This window comes from Pseudomonas sp. GW821-FHT09A09, from assembly GCF_059418405.1.
The window spans coordinates 185,005-206,377 of the sequence record NZ_JBWKPU010000005.1 but is presented as its reverse complement, the minus strand read 5'-3'; the positions used below and the strand labels follow the sequence as shown (position 1 = coordinate 206,377).

Below are 21,373 nucleotides of genomic sequence, written 5' to 3'. Positions count from 1 at the left end.
ACGCTTTCACGGCGGCAACTCTTGCAACGTTCGGCGGCTGCCGGCGCCTTTCTGGCGCTGACCAGCAACCCGGTGCTGGCCCAATTGGCGCGTGCGCCACGCCTGATTCCGTGGCGCAACTGGTCGGGGGCGCAGACCTGCCTGCCCTTGGCGCGCCTGGCGCCGAAGGACCTGGATGAACTGGTGCAGGTGATACGCCAGGCGCCGGGCACCATTCGGCCAGTGGGGTCGGCCCATTCGTTCAGCGCGCTGGTGCCAACCGACGGCACGCTGTTGTCCCTGAGCTATTTCAATGGCCTGTTGGAGCATGATCCTGCCACCCTGCAAGCCACCTTCGCAGCCGGTACGCCGATGTCGCGCATGGGGCCGGCGCTCAAGGCGGTGGGGCAGGCGCTGCCGAACATGGCCGATATCGATTACCAGACCCTGGCCGGGGCGATTTCCACCTCCACCCATGGCACAGGCGTGGGCTTCACCTCGTATTCCGGCTGCGTCACCGGCATGCAACTGGTGACGGCCCAGGGCGAAGTGCTTGATTGCGACGCCGAGCATCACCCCGAGGTATTCAGTGCGGCCCGGGTGTCCCTCGGCGCCTTGGGCGTGGCCACCCGGATCCGCTCGCAGAACCGCACGCCGTACCGTTTGCGGGAGCGCCAGTGGATCGCCAAGACCGAAGAACTGCTGGAAGACGTCGACAAGAACACCCGGGAAAACCAGCACTGGGAGATGCTGGTGGTCACCCATTCCGACTACGCCTTGTCCATCGCGCTCAACGAAACCACCGACCCCGAGACCCCACCCATCGACCCGGCCGAGGCGGGTGGCAATGAGTTCGTGACGATCATCGAGAAGCTCGACAAGTACGCCAGTGATTTCCCCGACACGCGCCGCACCTTGCTCAACAGCCTGCGGTTCTTTGCCAGTTTCCAGGACCGGGTGGCCGAGTCGTTCCAGGTGTACGCCAATGTGCGCAATGTGCGTTTCAACGAGATGGAGTACTCGGTGCCCGCTGAGCATGGCCCGGCGTGCCTGCGGGAAATCCTCAAGCTGATCAACGACAAGGACCTGCGCACCTGGTTTCCCATCGAGTACCGCTACGTCAAGGCCGACAATATCCCCTTGAGCATGTTCGAAGGCCGCGACAGTTGCTCGATCTCCGTGCACCAGCACTACGCGATGGACCATCACAACTTCTTTGCCGCCGTGGAGCCGATTTTCTGGAAGTACGCCGGGCGTCCGCACTGGGGCAAGTTACACACCCTCAACGCCCGCACCTTGCAGCCGCTGTACCCTCGCTGGGACGAATTTACCCGGGTACGCCGCGAGCTGGACCCCAGCGGCAAATTCCTCAATGCACACCTGTCATCCATCCTGGGAGTGGCCTGATGAACCGCCGACATTTTGTACTGGGCAGCGCTGCCGTGCTGGCGGCCGGTGCCTGGCTGCTGCGCCCGAGTGATCGCGGCGGCCACTACAGCGAGTATTTCCGCACCCTCAATGCCGAACTCAAGGCCCACGGGCCGATGCGCCCGGTGATGCTGATCGACCTTGACCGCCTGGACCACAACATCGACGTGGTGATGCAGTCGGTGAAGCGCGGCGGCAAGCACCTGCGGCTGGTGGAGAAGTCTTTGCCGTCGCCAGGGCTGTTGGCGTACATCGCCAAGCGCGCGGGAACGCAGCGCTTGATGTCGTTTCATCAGCCTTTCTTGAACCATGACGCCCAAGTGTTTCCCGAGGCCGATATCCTGATCGGCAAGCCGCTGCCGGTGCGGTCGGCCGAGCTGTTTTATCAAACCCACAGGGGCACGTTCGACCCTGCGCGGCAATTGCAGTGGTTGCTGGACACGCCGCAGCGTCTGCAGCAATACCTGGAGTTGGCGCAGGGCCTGGGTACGCGCTTGCAGGTCAATATCGAGCTGGACGTGGGGTTGCACCGTGGCGGCATCAGCGATCACGCCGTGCTGGGGCAGATGCTCACGCTGATCGGCACCCACCCGCAGCACCTGGCATTTGCCGGTTTCATGGGCTATGACCCGTTCGTGGGCATGGGCGTGCCGGGGATCCTTGGTTCGCCCCAGGCGCTGTTCGAGCAGGTGATGCAACGCTACAACGGTTATGTCGATTTCACCCGCCAGCACGTTACCGGGTTGTGGAGGGAAGGGCTGACCTTGAACACCGCCGGCAGCCCGAGCTATCGCATTCATGAGCAAGAACGCTTGAGCACGGAAGTGTCGGTGGGCACGGCGTTGCTCAAGCCTACCCATTACGACCTGGCGTCCCTCAGCGAGCACGTGCCCGCCGCATTTATTGCCACGCCGGTATTAAAAAGCACCGGGCCGGTGAACATCCCGGCGCTGGACGGCAAGTCGCGGGTGTTCTCGTGGTGGGACCCGAACCAGCGCAGCACGTTTTTTATCTATGGCGGCAACTGGATGGCCGAATTCGAATCGCCCCAGGGGCTGCAAAGCAATGACCTGTATGGGCGCAGTTCGAACCAGGAGATGGTCAACGGCTCGCCGTCGGTGGGTTTGAATGTCGAGGACCAGGTGTTCCTGCGGCCCACCCAGAGTGAGTTCGTGCTGCTGCAGTTCGGTGATTTGCTCGCGGTACGTGGCGGCAAGATCGTCGACACCTGGCCCGTCTACACCTGACACCCCGAGGTAAAAATGTGGGAGCTGGCTTGCCCGCGATGCAGGCACCTCGGTGTGTCAGTCACACCGAGGTGATGCCATCGCAGGCAAGCCAGCTCCCACATTTTACAGGGCAAACGGAATCGTCAGCTTCGCCCACAACATGTCACCCTCCGGGCGATTCTTCACGTCGAATTCCTTGGCCCAGCGAATCTCCGCACTGGCGTATTTGAGAAAGGTGAAATACACCGCAGGCCCAATCGCAAACACCTGCCCGCGCACGCCGTCGTTCACGTCCTCGCCGAAGATGTTGACCACCGTGCGCCCGTACTGCTTATCGTCGGTGGTCTGCTTGAGGTAGTAGCCGTTGACCCCCAGGCTCAGGTTGTCGGTCACTTTGTAGCTGGCCGAATAATCGAAGTGGAAGATCTGCCCGGAGCGGTAGTCGGTGTCGTGGTTCTCTTCGTTGAAGCTGTAGGTGGTCTTGATCGACAGTTCCGTGCGCGCGTTGGGCATCCAGGTGGCCGAGACCAGCGGTTTGTAGGTGTAAAAGTTATTGCTGGTGTTGGCCAGGCGCGTGGCGTCGTATTCGCCGGTGGGCAGGGTGATTTCCACGGCGGCGGCCAGGGTCAGGTCCTTGCCCATGTCCCACAGGATGATCGGCGCGACGGTGGTGTCACCCATGCTTTCGCGGGTGTCAGCCATACCGAACAGCGACACCTGCTGCTTGAGGTAGGGCTGCGCGATGTAGCCACCCAGCCGCCCGCCAAAGATGCGCACCGGGCTCAGGTAGTCCAGGCGCGGGATGATGGCGTCGGACTTGATGCGCACGTCCGGCACCTTGCCGCCTAGGGAGCTGATGTCCAGTTTGCGCGCCTCGTAGTGGTTGTAATACAGGTTGAAGGCGAACATATGGTCCGGCAGGTTGTTCACGTCCAGGGGCAGGATGTAGAAACCATCGGTGCCGGGGCCGATGTTGTCGACGCCGCCTTCGGTGGCCAGGGCCGGCAGGCTGATCAGGCTCAACAGCGCAAAATGCAGGGGGTGAAACGCACGGGTGGGGTTCATGTCTGGCCTCTTTATTATTGTTAGGGCACCGCAGGCCATAGAAATAAGCCCTCGGCGCGCAGTGAGGCAGGGTTTTGGAGGACAGATAAGGGGACTTTGCCGGACAGGTTTCACTCAGTATGCAACGACTCTTGCAAGCGCCTATGATTGTCAGAATGTTTCTAAAACAAGAACTGAAGCACTCAGTCAGGAACCCGTGATCCATGCAAAGGAAAGCCGTTGACCCACAATTCGAGCTGGCGCTCGTGTCGCCGTTCCTGTTGCAGACCCTTGGGCAGGTGGTGGCGCAGAAGGGCGCCAGTGCCGAAGCCCTGTGCCGTGGCTTGGGGTTCACCCTGGCCGACCTGGATGACCCGGCCCAACGCATTTCCTATCGCCAAGCGGTCGCGATGATCCAGCGCGCGCTCAAGGTGCTGCCCGACCAGGGCCTGGGCCTGTGTGTGGGGCACCAGAACGTGTTGGGCACCCTGGGCTTGCTCGGCCACGTGATTTCCCTGTGCAAGACCCTGCGCGATGCCTTCGCCATCGGCGAGCGCCACCAGCACACCTCCGGCGGCATCGCCACCACCCGCACCCATGAAAGCGTCCACGAAGTATTCATCGACGTGGAGTGCCTGCTGCCCTACGCCGAGGTGCAGGTGTTTGCCGCTGAGGAGTTCTTCGCCAGCATCATGGTGTACGGCCGCGCGTTGGTAGGGGCGGACTTTATGCCGCTGCGGGTCGAGTTCATGCACGCCGCGCCGCCCTATGCAGCGGAGTACCAGCGCCTGTTCGGCGATGACGTGCGGTTCGGCTGCCTGCACAACCGCATGGTGCTGGCGCCCCATTGGATGGACGTGCGTTTGCCCAATCACCATGCCTTGGCGTTGCGTCAGGCCCTGGAATTACTTGAGCTGGAAAGCGCGCAGTTGCACCAGAAGATGGACCTCATCCAGGCGGTGGAACGCGCCATCTCTCGCGACCTGCAAGGCAGCCAGTTGGAGAAGGTCGCCAGCGACCTCAACATGAGCGGCCGCACCCTGCGCCGACGCCTCACCGAGCACGGGCTGACCTTCGAGGGCCTGCTGGAACAGGTGCGGCGTGCGCGCACCATGGGCTTGCTGGGCAACCCGGGGTTGTCGATCGAGCGGATCACCGAAGAGGTCGGCTACAGCGATGTGCGCAGCTTTCGACGGGCGTTCAAGCGCTGGACGGGGGTGAGCCCCAGTGCATTTCGCGGGGAGGGAGGAGGGCTGGCGTAGTCCTTCGGGTGGTCCCGTTGCGGACGCCGGCCTAGAGCGGTTTCAGGAGGTTGACGAATTGGCGGGGCGAGCGCGCAAAGGTTTGCTTTTTGGCGAATCAAAAAGCGCGCCGATTGCTTGACGCGCCCGTGACAGCCGGCTCATCACCGTACCGATTGGCAAGTCGAGCATCTCGGCAGCCTCCTTGTAGCTGAAGCGCTCGACGCCCACCAGCAGCATGACTTCGCGCTGGCCGTCGGGGAGTTTTTCTACGGCTTCGATGATCTGCCGGTGCATCAGGTCCGACTCCGGGTTGGGCGCCTCGGGGTCACTGACGGTTTCGAGGAATTCGTCGTTCCAGTCCATGCGCGAACGGCTGCGCACCTTGCGTGAACGCAGTTCGTTGATCCAGGTGGAGTGGACAATCGAAAACATCCAGCTCAGTACCGAAGTGTCGGGCTGCAGCTGATGGGAGCGTTCCAGCGCACGCACGCAGGCGAGCTGAACCAGGTCTTCGGCATCGTGCTTGTCGCCGGAAATGCGCAACGCGAATGCCCACAGGCGTGGCAGCAGTTCTGGAAGCAGTGCGGGTAAGTCAGCACCGGTGATCGACATATTTCCTCTTTTTATTTCTTGATGCCTAAAATGGTGCGGTCAGGCTACGAGGTCGATACCGTAGCGGATGCCTGTGTCGCGGCGTCCTTTTTGCGGTGCTGGGGCTCCTTTGATGACGGCGAATTGTATCAAGTCGTTAACAAAATGTATCAGTTTGGCAGGGTATTGAAAGGTTATTGACAGCTTATGCAGGTACCAGGCCAAACATTCTGACAATCGTGTCAGGAAAAATACCCCTACACATGGTGAAACATATAAGATTTATTCGGCCCTGGGAATATTTTCAGTTCCAGGGTGTTTTCTTAATGTCTTTGTACGTGTCGCCGAGTGTTTTTGCGGCTGCTTTTAGAAAGTGTTCTGGCCTGTTGCCAGGGCAGGATTGATGTCAATATGATGGCTTGTCGCTACCCGCTGACTCGCCGCTTCGGCCCATAAGGCCGAGAACCACCTAGCAGAAACTGATTGATGACAAACGGAGAGATAACCCCATGGTAGCGGATGATGCCTTGCTAATGGCCTATGTTGACGGCGAGCTTTCGTCGCAACAGAACCAGGAGCTTGAGCGGCTGATCGATGCGTCGCCGGACCTGGCTGAGCGCGTCTCTCGGTTGATGGCTTCGTGCCTGCCTTATGAAGAAGCCTTCGCCCGCCAGAACCTGCCGCCTGTGCCCGAGAGCCTCAAGCTCAGTATCGCGGCCCTGGCTGCCCAGCATTCGGCGGCGGCCGAACCCGAGGCGGCACCTGCTCAACGCGCGGCTGCCCATCCGTCCGGTAAAGCAGACAGCGTTTTCTCGCGCCTGTTCGCGTTCCTCCAACCTAAATTTGCATGGCCGGCCCTGACGTTCGTTGCCGGTGCTGCCTGCTATGCCCTGGTGCTCCAGGTTGGTGCATTCAGCGGTGCCCTCAAGCCCGGTTTTGATGCAAGTGCGCCGGCCGTTGCCCAGACCTCTCCCTGGGTTCAGCAGGCGGCCGCCTACCAGCATCTGTACACCCGTGAAACCGTCGCCTACGGCGCACAGCCCTCGGATGTGGTCACCAAGACCCTCGCCGATATCCGTGACATCGACGGCCTGGCCCTGCGCGTGCCCGACCTGAGTTCCGCCGGCCTGACCTTCAAGCGCGTGCAACGCCTGCGCTTCAACAACAAGGCTTTGATTCAGTTGGTGTACCTGCCGGCCAATGGCGCGCCGGTGGCGCTGTGCGTGATGAAGGAGCCCAAGCCGGACCAGTCGATCACCCAGCAAAGCGTCGCGCAGATGAACGTAGTAACCTGGCGCCAGTCTGAACTGGGCTACGCGCTGATCGGCGAGCCCGAACAAGGTGTAGACCTCAACGCCGTTGCCCGACTTGTCGCCGACCGAAGTGCGGCCCAGCTGTTTGCTGCTGTGCCTGCGCCGATGTGGATCGCCGCTATCCAGAAATAACCGCTCTGGGGTCGGGCATGGGTTCCCAATGCTGCGATCCCAGATAGCTAGATGAAAACAACCTTCTCGCTGCAAAAACGTCATTACCTGCCCCTCGCCCTTGCTGCCGTGGTGGTCACAGGCCTCGCCGCCTGGCTGCTGCCGTCGTTCCATCCTGCGTCCCCCACAGCCGTGCAAATCGTCGATGAGATGGAAGCCGTGGCGGGCGGCACCCACCCCGGGTTTCGTCGCAACCATGCCAAGGGCCAGTGCATCAGCGGCCATTTTGAAAGCAACGGTAATGCGGTAGAGATTTCCAGCGCGTCCTTGTTACAACGTGGCAACTTCCCGTTGATCGGCCGCTTGTCGGCGGCCGGGGGCGACCCGGCCCAGGCCGACGTGCACGGCATGATCCGCAGCATGGCCCTGCGCCTGGCCGACGCGGAAGGCGAGGCCTGGTACATGGCGATGAACTCCGTGCCGGTGTTCCCGGTGAATACCCCCGAAGGCCTCTACGAACAGCTGCGCGCCTCGATGCCGGAGTACGGCGGCAGCGGCCCCGACCCGCAAAAGATGCAGGCCTTCAAAAACAGCCACCCCGAAATCCGCCCGTTCGAAAACTGGCTGGCCTCCCACCCAGAGGCGTCGGGGTTTGATAACTCCACGTTCTACAGTGTCAATGCCTTTCGCATGACCGACGCCAGCGGCCGGGTGCACTTCGTGCGCTGGAGCATGGTGCCAGAGACGCCTTACACGCCCATGACAGCCGGGCAGTCCCGCGACCCGGACTTCCTCGCCTTCGGTTTCGCCACCCGGCTGGAGCAAGGCCCGGTGCGCTGGCACCTGATCATCACCCTGGCCAACCCCGGCGATGTGACCACCGACGCCACCGTGCGCTGGCCGGAAGGGCGGCGGCAGATCAACGCCGGCACCCTGGTCATCGACCGCCAGCAGTCCCAGGTGGAAGGTGCCTGCCGCGATGTGGACTTCAACCCGCTGGAACTGCCCGCCGGCATCGGCCCTTCGGATGACCCGCTGCTGACGGCCCGCGAAGCCGCGTATGCCGAGTCCCACCGGCGGCGCGTCGAGGAAGAAAGCGCGCATTAAGAATTTTTCTCGCCGCGCGGAATAAATCATTTCCCTCGCTTGTTCTATTCCCAGAACAACTTGAACGAGGGAAGTACGATGGGCCTGCCCACCGAAGCTCAACCACTGGATTTCACCGCGCTGGCCTTGCCATTGAGCGAGGCCGACGCCTGTGGCCAGAACTTCGAATACGACCCCCAGTTTCTCGAGCTGGAAGAAGAAGCCCTCGGCAAGCCCGAAGTGCAGTACGGCGACACCATCACCCAGGCCATCGAGCCGAGCTGGAAACGGGTGATGGCCCTCGCGCTGCCGCTGATGGAGCGCAGCCGCGACTTGCGCCTGGCCATCTGGCTGACCCGCGCCCAGCTCAACCTCAACGGTATTGTCGGCCTCGCCGCAGGCCTGGCGCTGGTGCAGGCCCTGCTGGAAAACTGCTGGGACGGCCTGCACCCACAACTCGATCCCGACGACGACAACGACCCGCTGCTGCGCATCAACATTCTTGCGTTCCTGTGCGAGCCCACCGGCCTGCTGCGCGACGTGCTGGATGCGCCGCTGGTCAGCGCTCGGAGCCTGGGCAGCGTGAGCCTGCGGCAGGTGGAGTCGGCCACCGGTGAGCAAAGTGACGGCGAGAATGCGAACCTGGCGATCATCGACGGCGCGTTTGCCGAAGCCGACCCCCAGAACCTGAGCGCCACTGAGGCGGCCCTGGCGCAAGCCTTGAAGCACAGCGTGCAGATCGAGCAGCTGCTCACCGAGAAGGTCGGCGTGGGCCGTGCCATCGACCTCAGCGGCCTGGCGACCCTGTTGCGCCGCGCCGGCGAAGTGATCCGTCGCCGTCTGCCAGGTGTTGCGCCCATCGAAGCCGCACCGGTCGTCACTGCCACGGCGCCCATCGCTGTCGCTGCGCCGCAAGCCGTGCGCGGTGAGATCAACAGCCGCGAAGACGCACGCCAGACCATCGACCGCCTGTGCACCTATTTCCAGACCTTTGAACCCGCAAGCCCGGTGCCGATTCTGCTGCAACGGGCCAAGAAGCTGATCGACAAGAATTTCATGGAATTGCTGCAAGACCTCGCACCTGACGGTCTCGCGCAACTGGCGCTGGTCAGCGGTATTCGCAACAGCGACGACTGACCCTTTTAGTACTCACCCCCACTCACCGGAGCTATTCCTGTGGCCAAAGAAAGCAGTCAGAAGTTCATCGCTCGCAACCGGGCGCCACGTGTGCAGATCGAATACGACGTGGAGATCTACGGGGCGGAAAAGACCGTGCAGTTGCCCTTCGTCATGGGCGTGTTCTCGGACCTCTCCGGCAAACCGGCAGAGCCCCTGCCACCGGTGGCCGAGCGCAAGTTCCTGGAAGTCGACATCGACAACTTCGACGAGCGCCTCAAGTCCATGAAGCCGCGCGTGGCGTTCCAGGTGCCCAACACCCTGACCGGTGAAGGCAACCTGCCGGTGGAGATCACCTTCGAATCGATGGACGACTTCACCCCGGCCGCCATCGCCAGCAAGGTGCCGAGCCTCAACCAATTGCTGACGGCCCGCAGCCAACTGTCGAACCTGTTGACCTACATGGACGGCAAGGTGGGCGCCGAGGAATTGCTGGCCAAGCTGCTCAGCGATCCGACCGTGATGCAAGCCTTGAGCAGTGCACCCAAACAACCTGAATAACTGAAAAAACGTTAACGCCGCCGGTGCCCTGTTTGCCCCGGTACGGGGACGCTTTGCCCAAAATTTGAGGATGCCTTCATGTCCACGACCCAATCTGAACAGCCAGGGCAGCTTGCCCCCACCACGGCGTTCGACGCCGGCGACTTCGCCAGCCTGCTGCAAAAAGAGTTCAAGCCCAAGACCGACAAGGCCAAGGAAGCGGTGGAAACCGCCGTGCGCACCCTGGCTGAACAGGCGTTGCAAGGCACGCAGCTGATGCCCAACGACGTGCTCGGCACCATCGAAGGCCTGATCGCCGCCCTCGACCAGAAGCTCACCGAACAGGTCAATCACATCCTGCACCACGAGGAATTCCAGGGCGTGGAAAGCGCCTGGCGCGGCCTGCATTACCTGGTCAACAACACCGAGACCGACGAGACCCTGAAGATCCGGGTGATGAACATTTCCAAGAACGAAGTGCACAAGACCCTGCGCAAGTTCAAGGGTGTGGCCTGGGACCAGAGCCCGATCTTCAAGAAGCTCTACGAAGAGGAATACGGCCAGTTCGGCGGCGAGCCGTACGGTGCATTTGTCGCCGACTACTACTTCAACAACAGCGCGCCGGACGTGGAACTGCTGACCCAGATGGCCCGCGTCAGCGCGGCGGCCCACTGCCCGTTGATCACGGCGGCCGACCCCAGCGTGATGCTGATGGAATCGTGGCAGGAACTGGCCAACCCACGGGATCTGACCAAGATCTTCCAGACCCCCGAGCACGCCGCCTGGCGCAGCTTCCGCGCCAGTGAAGACTCGCGTTACGTGGGCCTGGCCATGCCGCGCTTCCTGTCCCGTGCGCCCTACGGTGCCAAGACCAACCCGGTGGAAGCCTTCGATTTCGAAGAGACCACCGACAGCGCCGGCGCCAAGGACTTCACCTGGGCCAACGCCGCGTATGCCATGGCGGTGAACATCAACCGTTCGTTCAAGCACTACGGCTGGTGCTCGCAGATCCGTGGCATCGAATCCGGCGGGGTGGTGGAAGGGCTGCCGGTGCACACCTTCCCGACCGATGACGGTGGCGTCGACATGACCTGCCCGACCGAAATCGCCATCAGCGACCGCCGCGAAGCCGAGCTGGCCAAGAACGGTTTCATGCCGCTGGTGCACAAGAAGAACAGCGACCTGGCTGCCTTCATCGGCGCGCAATCGATGCACAAACCCGCCGAATACGACGACCCGGACGCCACCGCCAACGCCAACCTGGCCGCGCGCCTGCCGTACCTGTTCGCCACCTGCCGGTTCGCCCATTACTTGAAGTGCATCGTGCGCGACAAGATCGGCTCGTTCAAGGAACGCGACGACATGCAGGTGTGGCTCAACAACTGGATCGGCCGCTACGTGGAGCACAACCCGGCCACCGCCACCGACGCCGACAAGGCCCGCAAACCCCTGGCCGGCGCCGAAGTGGTGGTGGAAGAAATCGAAGGCAACCCCGGCTACTACGGCGCCAAGTTCTTCCTGCGCCCGCACTACCAGCTCGAAGGCCTGACCGTGTCCTTGCGCCTGGTCTCCAAGCTGCCGTCCACCAAATCCAACTGATCAACCTGAAAGGTAACCAACATGATCCTGCTCAACTTCAAAGGCACCCAAATCAAGGGCACTTCCACCGTCGACGCGCACAAGGACTGGATCACCATCGACGCCATCCAGATGGGCGTGGGCCGTGCGATCTCCATCAGCGGCGGCGGCACCGACCGTGACACCAGCAACCCGTCGTTCTCGGAAATCTCCCTGACCAAGGCCACCGACCTGGCCTCGGCCGACCTGTTCATGCAGGCGGTGTGCGGCAAAAGCCTGGGCGATGCCGAGATCCACTTCATCCAGACCGGCGGCCCGGACAAGAAGCAACAGGTGTTCCTCAAGCTGATCCTCGGCCAGGCCATCATCAGCTCCTACTCCGCCAGCAGTAATGGCGAACGCCCGAGCGAAACCTTCTCCATCAACTTCACCACCATCAGCTACGAGTACGACTCCTTCACCGGCGACACCGTGATCACCGGCACGCCGAAGAAGTGGGACCTGGAGAAGAACCAGAAGATCTGACTCAGGCTCTGGAAAAGGCTCTGTAGTGAGCGGGCTTGCCCCGCGCTGGGTGGCGAAGCCGCCACAAACCCATTCGCTTCGGTCTGTCTGAAACGCCACGGCGTCCTTGATTGGTACGGTGTTGGCGCTGGCGCGGGGCGAGCCCGCTCACTACAGGAAACGTAATTCCATGGCAGAGCTGACCAGTCGTGAACGTTTGCAACCGTCGTTGCTCGATCGCTTGAGCGACGACGACACCGAGCATGCCGTGGAGCCGCGTGACAAGCGTGTGCTGTCCATGCGCGGCCTGCGCAAGGCGGTGTTGCGTGACCTGGGGTGGCTGCTCAACAGCACCAGCCTGGGCAGTTTCCGCGACCTCAGCGCACACCCGCTGGCGGTTCAGTCGGTGATCAATTTTGGTTTGCCGGACCTTGCCGGCAAGACCGCCGCAGGTTTGGACCGGGAAGAGCTGGGGCGGCGCATCCGCCAGGCGATCTGGGATTTCGAACCGCGGATTTTACGTGACAGCGTCCGTGTGGTGCCGGTGGCGCCCTCGGGGGCGGCGGCCAGTCCTAACCAGATGGCCTTTGAAATTCATGGCGAGTTGTGGGGCCAACCGTTGCCCGAGCGCCTGTACCTGAAGACCGAACTCGACCTGGAAGCAGGCGAGGCCCGGGTCTTCGATATCGAGACAAGGGACGTGCGGTGAACGCCAAACTGCTGCGCTATTACGAACGTGAACTGGCCCATCTGCGGGAAGTCGGCGGTGAATTCGCCCGTGACTACCCCAAGGTCGCCGGCCGCCTCGGGCTGGAAACCTACGCCTGCGCCGACCCCTATGTGGAACGGTTGCTGGAGGGCTTCAGCTTCCTCGCGGCCCGGGTGCAGTTGAAGATCGACGCCGAATTCCCGCGCTTTACCAACCACCTGCTGGAACTGGTGTACCCGCAATACCTGGCGCCCACGCCGTCGATGGCCGTGGTGCAGCTGCAGCCGGACATGAGCGAAGGCAGCCTCGCGGCCGGGTTCACGGTGCCGCGTGACAGCGCCCTGCACAGCCAGTTGGGCAAGGGCGACCAGACCGCCTGCGAATTCCGCACCGCCCATGACGTGACCCTGTGGCCGGTGGAGCTGGTCGAGGCGCGCTACTTTGCCTGCGGTGCGCAGGTGGCCGGGGTCGACCTGTCGCGTCTCGGCGGGGTCAAGGCGGCGCTGCGCCTGCGTTTGCGCGTGGGCGCCGGGCTGACCTTCAGCGACCTGGCCCTGGACGACCTGGCGCTGCACATCCGTGGCGGCGAAGCCATGCCCTCGCGCATCCTCGAACACCTGCTGGCCCAGGCGGCGGGAGTGCTGGTGATGCCGGTGCAGGAGCATGTGGACTGGCACCAGTTCCTGCCCAAAAGCGCGATTCGCAGCAAAGGCTACAGCGACAGCGAAGCCTTGCTGCCCACGGGCCCGCGCTCGTTCCAGGGCTATCGGCTGCTGCAGGAATACTTCGCCATGCCTCAGCGCTTCATGTTTGCCGACATCGTCGGGCTGGCCAACAGCGTGAGCCGTTGCGCGGCGGAACAGCTGGACGTGATCGTGCTGTTCAAGAAGCTCGACCCGGTGCTGGAACAGAGCCTCAGCGCGGCCAATTTCGGCCTGTACTGCACGCCGGCAATCAACCTGTTCCCGATGCGCACCGAGCGTGTGCACCTGTCGGACCAACAGTCGGAATACCACGTGATCCCGGACCGCACGCGGCCGATGGATTACGAGATCTACCAGATCGAAGGCGTCACCGGTTACGGCAGCGGCGCCGAGGCCAGCCAGACGTTCGAATCGTTCTACCGTGCCAACGACCTGCACGCGCGCACGCCACCGAAGGCCTTTTACCAGGTGCGCCGCGACACCCGGGTGCTGTCCGAGCAGCAACGGCGCCAGGGACCGCGCTCCAGCTACATCGGCAGCGAGCTGTTCCTGTCGCTGGTGGACGCCCAGGAAGCGCCGCACCGCAGCGACCTGCGCCAATTGGGCATCGACACCCTGTGCAGCAACCGCGACCTGGTGTTGAGCATGCCGGTGGGCAGCGGCCGTACCGACTTCACGGTCGAGAGTGGCGCGCCGGTGCAGTCGGTGCGTTGCGTGGCCGGGCCGACGGTGCCGGCGGCGTCGTTTGCCGAAGGGGAAACCGCGTGGCGGTTGGTCAGCCATTTGTCCCTCAACTATTTGTCGCTGCTGGACCAGGACAAGGAGCAGGGCGCCACCGCCTTGCGTGACCTGCTGCGCCTGTATTGCCGCATCGACGATGAAGCCGCGCACAAACAGATCGAAGGCCTGCGTTCGGTCACCGCCGAGAGCATCGTGCGGCGTCTGCCACTGCCGGGGCCGATCACCTACGGGCGCGGCCTGCAAATAGGTGTGACCCTGGATGAGTCGGCCTTCGAAGGCGCCGGGGTGTTTGTGCTGGGCTCGGTGCTGGAGCAGTTTTTCGCCAAGTACGTATCACTCAATTCGTTCACTGAAACGGTGATCAAGAGCACGGCACGCGGCGTGATCATGCAGTGGCCGGCGCGGGTGGGCAGATGCGAGATCCTTTGAGCCTGCTCAGCGCCCTTGAGGCGCACCCTGGGCGCTTTGACTTCTACGGCGCGCTGCGCCAACTCGAATGCGCGTTCCCGCAATTGCCGCGTATTGGCCAGGCTGCGCGCCCGGCGGATGAGCCCGTGCGCTTCGGCCAGCAACCGTCGCTGGCGTTCGAACCGGCGATGATCGCCGCGCTCAAGCCGGGCGTAACGCCCAAGTTGCTGCTGAATTTTTTCGGCCTGATGGGCGCCAACGGCCCGTTGCCGATCCACCTCACCGAATACATCCGCGACCGCCAGCGCAACCTGAATGACCCGACCCTGGCCGCGTTCTGCGACGTGTTCCACCACCGCATGATCAGCCTGTTCTACCGCGCCTGGGCCAGTGCCCAACCGGCGGTGAGCCTGGACCGGCCGGGGGCGGACCGTTTCGCCCAGTACCTGGGTTCATTGATCGGCATCGGCCAGGCGTCGTTGCTTAACCGCAATGCCGTGCCGGACGTGGCCAAGCTGCATTTTGCCGGGCGCCTCGGGCCGCAGACGCGCAACGCCGAGGGCTTGGCGGCGTTGCTCAGCGATTACCTGGGTGTGCCGGTGCAGGTCGAGCAGTTTGTCGGCCACTGGATGACCTTGCCCGCCGACGGGCTGTGCGCGCTGCGCAGCGGCCCCGACGCCGCCGTGCTCGGCCAGACCACGGTGATGGGCAAGAAAGTCTGGAACACCCAGCACAAATTCCGCCTGCTGATCGGCCCGCTGGACCTCGCGCAAACCCGTCGCCTGCTGCCCGGTGGCGACAGCCTGCAGCGCGTGCAGGACTGGGTGCGCCAGTACGTCGGCCTGGCGATGGACTGGGACGTCAACCTGATCGTCAAGAAAGAACAGCTGCCGGGCCTGCGCCTGGGGTCTGCGCCCCTGGGCTGGACCAGTTGGCTGAGCAGCAAAGCCCCCCAACACGATGATCGGCAATTGCTGATCAACCCTCGCATTTCTTCTCAAGGACCTGCCCATGGCTGATATCAGTCGCGTCGCGCTTTTCGGCAAACTCAACAGCCTGTGCTACCGGGCTATCGAAAGCAGCACCGTGTTCTGCAAGATGCGCGGCAACCCCTATGTGGAGCTGGTGCACTGGTTGCAGCAGATCCTGCAACTTACCGATTCGGACCTGCTCCGGCTGGTGCGCCACTACGGCATCGACCCGGCGGTATTGGCTCGCGACCTGACCGCCGCGCTGGACCGTCTGCCCCGTGGCTCGACCTCGGTCACCGACCTGTCTTCCCAGGTGGAAGAGGCGGTCGAACGCGCCTGGGTCTACGCCACCCTGATGCTCGGCGAGTCCCAGGTGCGTTCCGGGCATTTGCTGCTGGCGCTGCTGAAAACCCCGAGCCTGCGTAATGGGTTGTATGGCGTGTCCCGGGAGTTCAATAAGGTTGGCATTGATGATTTGAGCGAACAGTTTGGCGCGTTGCTCAACGACTCACCCGAAGCGCAGATGGCTGCCAGCGACGGTTATCAGCTGCCGGGTGAAGACCTCGGCGCCGTGGCGCCCAGCAAGCGGGAAGCCTTGCAGCGTTTTACCGTCGACCTCACCGAACAGGCGCGCAGCAGCAAGATGGACCCCATCGTCGGACGGGACGAAGAGATTCGCCAGGTCATCGACATCCTCATGCGCCGTCGCCAGAACAACCCGATCCTCGTTGGCGAGGCCGGGGTCGGCAAGACCGCCGTGGTCGAAGGTTTTGCCCAGCGTATTACCCGGGGTGACGTACCGCCTAGCCTCAAGGACGTGCAGTTGCTCGCCCTGGACGTGGGCCTGTTGCAAGCCGGCGCAAGCATGAAAGGCGAGTTCGAGCAGCGTCTGCGCTCGGTGATCGACGAGGTGCAGGCCAGCGTCAAACCCATCGTGCTGTTCATCGATGAAACCCACACCCTGGTGGGCGCGGGTGGTGCGGCCGGCACCGGTGATGCGGCTAACCTGCTCAAGCCGGCGCTGGCCCGTGGCACCTTGCGCACCGTCGGCGCGACCACCTTTGCCGAGTACAAGAAGCACATCGAAAAAGACCCGGCGCTGACCCGGCGTTTCCAGACCGTGCAGGTTGACGAACCCGATGAAGCCCGTGCCTTGCTGATGCTGCGCGGCATTGCCGAAACCATGCAGAACCACCACCAGGTGCACATCCTGGACTCGGCGCTGGAAGCCGCGGTGCGCTTGTCCAACCGCTATATCCCGGCACGCCAGTTGCCGGACAAGGCCGTCAGCCTGATCGACACCGCCTGTGCCCGCGTGGCCATCAGCCTGCACGCCACGCCCGCCGAGGTGGACGACAGCCGTCGGCGCATTGAATCCCTGGAAACCGAACTGGCAATTATCGAGCGTGAAACCGCGATTGGCGTGGAAACCGCCAGCCGTCGCGCCTCGGTCGAGGCCTTGCTGGCCAGCGAACGTGAACGCCTGGATGAGCTGGAAGGGCGCTGGGATAACGAACTGGCGCTGGTGGAGCAGATCCAGCGCCTGCGCAGCCAGTTGGTCGATGCCGCCGATCGTGAAACCGGCTTGATCGAGTTGCGCCAGTTGCAGGACGAATTGGTCGCGCAACAGGGCGAACACCCGCTGGTGCTGATCAGCGTCGACGAACAGGCCGTGGCGTCGGTGGTGCAGGACTGGACCGGCATCCCCGTGGGCCGCATGGTCAAGAACGAAATCGACAACGTGCTGCGCCTGGCCGAGCGCCTGGGCCAACGCATCATCGGCCAGAGCCATGCACTGGAGATGATCGCACGGCGTATCCAGACCTCCCGCGCTGGCCTCGATAACCCGGGCAAGCCGGTGGGTGTGTTCATGCTCGCCGGCACTTCCGGCGTGGGCAAGACCGAGACCGCCCTGGCCCTGGCCGAGTCGCTGTATGGCGGCGAGCAGAACGTGATCACCATCAACATGAGCGAGTACCAGGAAGCCCACACCGTCTCCACCTTGAAGGGCGCGCCACCCGGCTACGTGGGCTATGGCGAGGGCGGCGTACTGACCGAAGCGGTGCGGCGCAAGCCTTACAGCGTGGTGCTGCTGGACGAAGTGGAGAAGGCTCACCCGGACGTGCATGAGCTGTTTTTCCAGGTGTTCGACAAGGGCTGGATGGAGGACGGGGAGGGCCGGATCATCGACTTCAAGAACACCCTGATCCTGCTCACCACCAACGCCGGCACTCAGTTGATCAGCCGCCTGTGTCGCGATCCGAAGACCATGCCCGCGCCGGATGACATCGCCAAGGCCCTGCGCGAGCCGTTGCTGGAAGTGTTCCCACCGGCCTTGCTCGGCCGCTTGGTGGTGATTCCGTATTACCCGCTGAGCGACGCCATGCTCGGTAGCATCATCCGCCTGCAATTGGGGCGCATCGAAAAACGCATCGCCGACAACCACAAGATCCCGTTCACCTACAGCGACGACGTGGTGCACCTGATCGCCAGCCGCTGCACTGAGCTGGAAAGCGGCGGGCGCATGATCGACGCGATCCTCACCAACTCGATGCTGCCGGCGATCAGCACCGAATTCCTCAACCGCCTGCTGCTGGGTACACCGGCGACCCACGTGCAGGTCAGCGTGGAGGCGGGCGAGTTTGCCTATGCCTTTACGGCCGAGGCCGCGAGGTAAGCCCCGATGGCAACGACCCAGACCCATCGCGAGATCCAGGTGACCAGCGTCCTCGGCCCCGACGTGCTGCTGTTTCGGCGCATGCAGGCGAGCGAAGGCTTGTCCCGGCTCAGCGAATACCACGTGGAGCTGTACAGCGAGCGCGCCGACCTGAACATCGACGACCTGCTGGCCACCCAGATGACCGTGGCCGTGGACCTGCCCAAGGGCGGCAGTCGCTATTTCAGCGGGCATGTCAGCCACTTCTCGTTCAGCACGCGCCAGGGCCGCTACGCCACCTACAAGGCGGTGTTGCGCCCGTGGTTGTGGTTCCTCACGCTGACCAGCGACTGCCGGATCTTCCAGGAGCTGAGCGTGCCGGACATCCTCAAGCAGGTGTTCGCGCCCTACAGCATTGCCGACGTCGACACCTCGGGCCTTAGCGGCAGCTACAAGCCACTGACCTATTGCGTGCAGTACCGCGAAAGCGATTTCAACTTCGTCAGCCGCCTGATGGAGCAGGAGGGCATCTACTACTACTTCAAGAGTGCTGCAGGGCGTCACACCTTGGTGCTGGCTGACTCCTACGGTGCGCACTCACCGGCGCCGGGGTACGCGCAGATCCGCTTCATGCCCGCCGAAGACCACGCCATGCGCGAAAGCGAAGTGATCTACGACTGGCGCATGGGCGGCGACGTGGAACCGGGCGGCTATACGCTGCAAGACTTCGACTTCGAAAAGCCCAGCGCCAACCTGCTGGCCAAGTCCACCCTGGCCGGCAGTTACCCGCAGTCGCGCCACGAGCGCTATGACTACCCGGGCAAGTACACCGAGCGCAAACAGGGTGAAACCTATGCGCGCACCTTGATTGAGTCGCTTCACACCGGCACCCAGCGCGTGACCGGTGCGACCCGTGCCCGTGGCCTGTTTCCCGGCGCTCTGCTGACCCTGACCGAACACCCGCGCAGTGAACAAAACGCGCAGTTCCTGTTGCTGGAAGCGCGTTATGCGTTGTCTTCCGACACCTACGAGCCCACCCCGCCGGCCGACCCCGCGCCGGTGCTGAGTTGTGAGTTTGTCGCGCTGTCACGCCAGCAGCAGTTCCGTGCGCCCTGTGTGTCGCGCAAGCCGCTGATGCACGGCCCGCAGACCGCCATGGTGGTGGGCAAGCAGGGCGAGGAAATCTGGACCGACAAATACGGGCGCATCAAGGTGCAGTTCCACTGGGACCGCGAAGGCAAGCGCGACGAAAACAGCTCGTGCTGGATCCGCGTGGCGCAGAGCTGGGCGGGCAAGCGCTGGGGCGCGCTGTACACGCCGCGCATCGGCCAGGAAGTGGTGGTGAGTTTTCTGGAAGGTGATCCCGACCAGCCGCTGGTCACGGGCAGCGTCTACAACGCCGACACGATGCCGCCGTATTCACTGCCGGAAAACGCCACGCGTTCGACCCTCAAGAGCAACTCGTCCAAAGGTGGCGGGGGCTACAACGAGCTGCGTTTCGAAGACAAAAAGGGTTCGGAACAAGTGTTCCTGCACGCGCAGAAAAACCTCGACCAGCGCGTGCTCAAAGACTCCCTGGACTGGGTCGGCGGCGACCGCCATTCCAGGGTCGACCAGGACCTGCGCGAGAAGGTCGGCGGCGACCGGCATTCGTCGGTGGGCGGCCATCGCAATGAGAAAGCCACGGGCGACGTGTCGATGGCGGCTGGCGCCAACATGATCATCAACGGTGGCATGAAGACCGGCATCACCGCTGGCATAGACACCTACATCAAGGGCGGCATGAACGTGGTGATCGAGGCCGGGGCGACCATCACGCTCAAGGTCGGCTCGACCTTCCTGACCCTCACGCCGGCGATGATCGTCGCCTCGACCATCCCGCTGCCACTGCCCGAAGCCGCCTCGGCGGCGCAAGCCCTGGCCCTCACGGCCGCCACCGGACCCGCAGGCGTGCCGTTGCCGCCCAAGGAGGCCGACGATGGCAAGTAACTCACTCTGGAGCCCGCTATGAACCTGATCCTGCTGGTTAAAAGCTACCGCGACCAACCCATGCCCGGCGACGTGATCTGCCGTTTCACCGAAGTGGGCGGCTCCATTGGCCGTGGGCCGGACAACGACCTGACCCTGGATGACCCGGGCAAATACATCTCCCGGGTGCATGCGCGCATCGACCTGCGCGGCGAGCAGTTCTACCTCACCGACACCGGCAGCAACCCGAGCCTGGTCAACGAACGGCCGCTGGGCAATGGCCGCGAGCGTGTGCTGGAGGAGGGTGATCGGTTGGTGATCGGTGACTACGCGTTGCTCGTGCGGCTGGAGCAGCCCCAGGCGCCGGAACCCGAAGACGACGCCCTGGCCACGCGCATCCTGCCGCCGCTGTTCGTGCCGCCACCGCCGCCTGTGGCCGTCGAATTGCCGCCGTTGGAAGTGCCGCAGGCGCTGGTGCGCGACCCGGAGGTGGTGGTGCCGGTGCTGTTGCACGATGACCTGGCGGGTGCGCGGATTTTGGAAGGCCACTCGCTGTTCGACGGGGCGATGCCGCTGTCGGACCCGCTGGGTTTGAACCCATCGCTGACCCCGGTGTTTCGCGGCACCGAGAGCGACCATGTGGCGCCGCAACTGCAGGCGTTCAACCCGCCAATCTGGCAGGCCGAGCCCCAGGTGATCCCGGAGGATTACGACCCTCTATTCGGCCTCTCCACATCCCCCCCTGTAGGAGCCGGCTTGCCGGCGATGGCGGTCTCTGAACAGGAAGTAATGCCTGAGCAAATCGTTGCCCCTGAGACCATCGCCGGCAAGCCGGCTCCTACAGGGGACAGTGCAATCCTTGAGGCACTGCTTTTGGGTTTGGGTCTTCCCGACCTGCACACCACCCGTACGCCCACGGAACTCGCCCAACTGGTGGGTGAAATGCTGCGCGCCGCCACGGGCGGCACCATGGATGTGCTGATGGCGCGTGCGTTGACCAAGCGTGAAAGCCACATCGACATGACCATGATCGGCGCCTATTCCAACAACCCGCTCAAGTTCTTTCCCGACGCCGACAGCGCGCTGACCCAGATGCTCAACAGCGATTCACCGGCCTATATGCGCCCGGTCAAGGCGTTGAATGCTTCGTTCGACGACCTCAAGGCCCACGAGCTGGCGGTGATCGCCGGCATGCGTGCGGCGCTGGGCGCGGTGGTGCAGCGCTTCGATCCGGCCCGGGTCGAGCAGCGGCGCACCACCCACGGCGCGCTCGACAAGTGGATGCCGGCGCGGCGCAAGGCGCGTCTGTGGGACCGCCTGGTGGAACGCTACGAAGACCTGGCGCGGGACGCCGACGAAGACCTGCAACGCCTGTTCGGCGAGCTGTTTTCCAAGGCCTACGAAGAACAAGTCGCCCGCATGCGCTCCTGAAAACACCCGGCCCCTGTAGGAG

At 63.4% G+C, this 21,373-nt stretch carries 17 protein-coding genes; 15 read left to right on the top strand and 2 right to left on the bottom strand.

The window, feature by feature from the left end; translation table 11 throughout:
• The first annotated feature begins 57 nt into the window (after positions 1 to 57).
• Positions 58 to 1,386: a D-arabinono-1,4-lactone oxidase gene (locus tag AC07OV_RS06455; protein ID WP_495091855.1), complete on the top strand. Its 1,329-nt coding sequence runs from the start codon at positions 58 to 60 to the stop codon at positions 1,384 to 1,386.
• A gap of 59 nt (positions 1,387 to 1,445) precedes the next feature.
• Entirely contained in the window at positions 1,446 to 2,654 is a 1,209-nt protein-coding gene (locus AC07OV_RS06450; protein WP_495091854.1) for a DSD1 family PLP-dependent enzyme, read from the top strand.
• A gap of 105 nt (positions 2,655 to 2,759) precedes the next feature.
• Here AC07OV_RS06450 and AC07OV_RS06445 read toward each other — a convergent pair whose 3' ends face one another.
• Complete coding sequence (locus tag AC07OV_RS06445; protein WP_495091815.1) at positions 2,760 to 3,701, bottom strand: SphA family protein; 942 nt, start codon at positions 3,699 to 3,701, stop codon at positions 2,760 to 2,762.
• 203 nt (positions 3,702 to 3,904) lie between these two features.
• Between AC07OV_RS06445 and AC07OV_RS06440 the strand changes: the two genes are divergently transcribed.
• Entirely contained in the window at positions 3,905 to 4,942 is a 1,038-nt protein-coding gene (locus AC07OV_RS06440; RefSeq protein WP_495091814.1) for an AraC family transcriptional regulator, read from the top strand.
• 42 nt (positions 4,943 to 4,984) lie between these two features.
• On the opposite strand, the gene AC07OV_RS06435 is transcribed toward AC07OV_RS06440, so the two are convergent.
• Positions 4,985 to 5,536, bottom strand: coding sequence for an RNA polymerase sigma factor (locus AC07OV_RS06435; protein ID WP_176995456.1), 552 nt, complete (start codon positions 5,534 to 5,536; stop codon positions 4,985 to 4,987).
• Positions 5,537 to 6,024: 488 nt separating this feature from the next.
• Between AC07OV_RS06435 and AC07OV_RS06430 the strand changes: the two genes are divergently transcribed.
• The 12 genes from AC07OV_RS06430 (at position 6,025) to tagH (ending at position 21,351) form a co-directional block, all read left to right on the top strand.
• Complete coding sequence (locus tag AC07OV_RS06430; protein ID WP_495091813.1) at positions 6,025 to 6,960, top strand: anti-sigma factor family protein; 936 nt, start codon at positions 6,025 to 6,027, stop codon at positions 6,958 to 6,960.
• A gap of 51 nt (positions 6,961 to 7,011) precedes the next feature.
• The gene (locus AC07OV_RS06425; RefSeq protein ID WP_495091812.1) at positions 7,012 to 8,046 is read left to right on the top strand and encodes a catalase family peroxidase; all 1,035 of its coding nucleotides are present in this window, start codon (positions 7,012 to 7,014) and stop codon (positions 8,044 to 8,046) included.
• A 78-nt stretch (positions 8,047 to 8,124) separates the two neighbouring features.
• The gene (tssA, locus tag AC07OV_RS06420) at positions 8,125 to 9,162 is read left to right on the top strand and encodes a type VI secretion system protein TssA (RefSeq protein WP_495091811.1); all 1,038 of its coding nucleotides are present in this window, start codon (positions 8,125 to 8,127) and stop codon (positions 9,160 to 9,162) included.
• Positions 9,163 to 9,201: 39 nt separating this feature from the next.
• Positions 9,202 to 9,702: a type VI secretion system contractile sheath small subunit gene (gene tssB, locus AC07OV_RS06415; RefSeq protein WP_176995459.1), complete on the top strand. Its 501-nt coding sequence runs from the start codon at positions 9,202 to 9,204 to the stop codon at positions 9,700 to 9,702.
• 78 nt (positions 9,703 to 9,780) lie between these two features.
• Positions 9,781 to 11,280 (top strand): type VI secretion system contractile sheath large subunit, encoded by a 1,500-nt coding sequence (gene tssC / locus AC07OV_RS06410; RefSeq protein WP_494996854.1) that lies wholly within the window; start codon positions 9,781 to 9,783, stop codon positions 11,278 to 11,280.
• A 21-nt stretch (positions 11,281 to 11,301) separates the two neighbouring features.
• The gene (locus AC07OV_RS06405; RefSeq protein WP_176995461.1) at positions 11,302 to 11,784 is read left to right on the top strand and encodes an Hcp family type VI secretion system effector; all 483 of its coding nucleotides are present in this window, start codon (positions 11,302 to 11,304) and stop codon (positions 11,782 to 11,784) included.
• Between the two features lie 169 nt (positions 11,785 to 11,953).
• Positions 11,954 to 12,472 carry a type VI secretion system baseplate subunit TssE gene (tssE, locus tag AC07OV_RS06400; RefSeq protein WP_176995462.1) on the top strand — a complete coding sequence of 173 codons (519 nt, stop codon included), beginning with the start codon at positions 11,954 to 11,956 and terminating at the stop codon, positions 12,470 to 12,472.
• Positions 12,469 to 14,346 (top strand): type VI secretion system baseplate subunit TssF, encoded by a 1,878-nt coding sequence (gene tssF, locus AC07OV_RS06395; protein ID WP_176995463.1) that lies wholly within the window; start codon positions 12,469 to 12,471, stop codon positions 14,344 to 14,346. Before tssE ends, tssF begins: the two co-directional genes overlap by 4 nt.
• The gene (gene tssG, locus AC07OV_RS06390) at positions 14,331 to 15,344 is read left to right on the top strand and encodes a type VI secretion system baseplate subunit TssG (RefSeq protein ID WP_218172596.1); all 1,014 of its coding nucleotides are present in this window, start codon (positions 14,331 to 14,333) and stop codon (positions 15,342 to 15,344) included. The genes tssF and tssG overlap by 16 nt, the downstream gene beginning before the upstream one ends.
• The gene (gene tssH / locus AC07OV_RS06385; protein WP_495091810.1) at positions 15,337 to 17,973 is read left to right on the top strand and encodes a type VI secretion system ATPase TssH; all 2,637 of its coding nucleotides are present in this window, start codon (positions 15,337 to 15,339) and stop codon (positions 17,971 to 17,973) included. Before tssG ends, tssH begins: the two co-directional genes overlap by 8 nt.
• 6 nt (positions 17,974 to 17,979) lie before the next feature.
• Positions 17,980 to 19,941, top strand: a complete 1,962-nt coding sequence (locus AC07OV_RS06380) for a type VI secretion system Vgr family protein (protein ID WP_495091809.1) — start codon at positions 17,980 to 17,982, stop codon at positions 19,939 to 19,941.
• Between the two features lie 18 nt (positions 19,942 to 19,959).
• Positions 19,960 to 21,351: a type VI secretion system-associated FHA domain protein TagH gene (gene tagH / locus AC07OV_RS06375; protein ID WP_495091808.1), complete on the top strand. Its 1,392-nt coding sequence runs from the start codon at positions 19,960 to 19,962 to the stop codon at positions 21,349 to 21,351.
• The last annotated feature ends 22 nt before the right edge of the window (positions 21,352 to 21,373 follow it).

Bases quoted from the DNA above. Each gene is read 5' to 3' on its own strand.
- AC07OV_RS06380 (WP_495091809.1), top strand. From the start codon at position 17,980: ATGGCAACGACCCAGACCCATCGCGAGATCCAGGTGACCAGCGTCCTC.
- tssA (WP_495091811.1), top strand. From the start codon at position 8,125: ATGGGCCTGCCCACCGAAGCTCAACCACTGGATTTCACCGCGCTGGCC.
- tssH (WP_495091810.1), top strand. From the start codon at position 15,337: ATGGCTGATATCAGTCGCGTCGCGCTTTTCGGCAAACTCAACAGCCTG.
- AC07OV_RS06430 (WP_495091813.1), top strand. From the start codon at position 6,025: ATGGTAGCGGATGATGCCTTGCTAATGGCCTATGTTGACGGCGAGCTT.
- tssC (WP_494996854.1), top strand. From the start codon at position 9,781: ATGTCCACGACCCAATCTGAACAGCCAGGGCAGCTTGCCCCCACCACG.
- AC07OV_RS06405 (WP_176995461.1), top strand. From the start codon at position 11,302: ATGATCCTGCTCAACTTCAAAGGCACCCAAATCAAGGGCACTTCCACC.
- AC07OV_RS06440 (WP_495091814.1), top strand. From the start codon at position 3,905: ATGCAAAGGAAAGCCGTTGACCCACAATTCGAGCTGGCGCTCGTGTCG.
- tssE (WP_176995462.1), top strand. From the start codon at position 11,954: ATGGCAGAGCTGACCAGTCGTGAACGTTTGCAACCGTCGTTGCTCGAT.
- AC07OV_RS06435 (WP_176995456.1), bottom strand. From the start codon at position 5,536: ATGTCGATCACCGGTGCTGACTTACCCGCACTGCTTCCAGAACTGCTG.
- AC07OV_RS06425 (WP_495091812.1), top strand. From the start codon at position 7,012: ATGAAAACAACCTTCTCGCTGCAAAAACGTCATTACCTGCCCCTCGCC.
- tssG (WP_218172596.1), top strand. From the start codon at position 14,331: ATGCGAGATCCTTTGAGCCTGCTCAGCGCCCTTGAGGCGCACCCTGGG.
- AC07OV_RS06445 (WP_495091815.1), bottom strand. From the start codon at position 3,701: ATGAACCCCACCCGTGCGTTTCACCCCCTGCATTTTGCGCTGTTGAGC.
- tagH (WP_495091808.1), top strand. From the start codon at position 19,960: ATGAACCTGATCCTGCTGGTTAAAAGCTACCGCGACCAACCCATGCCC.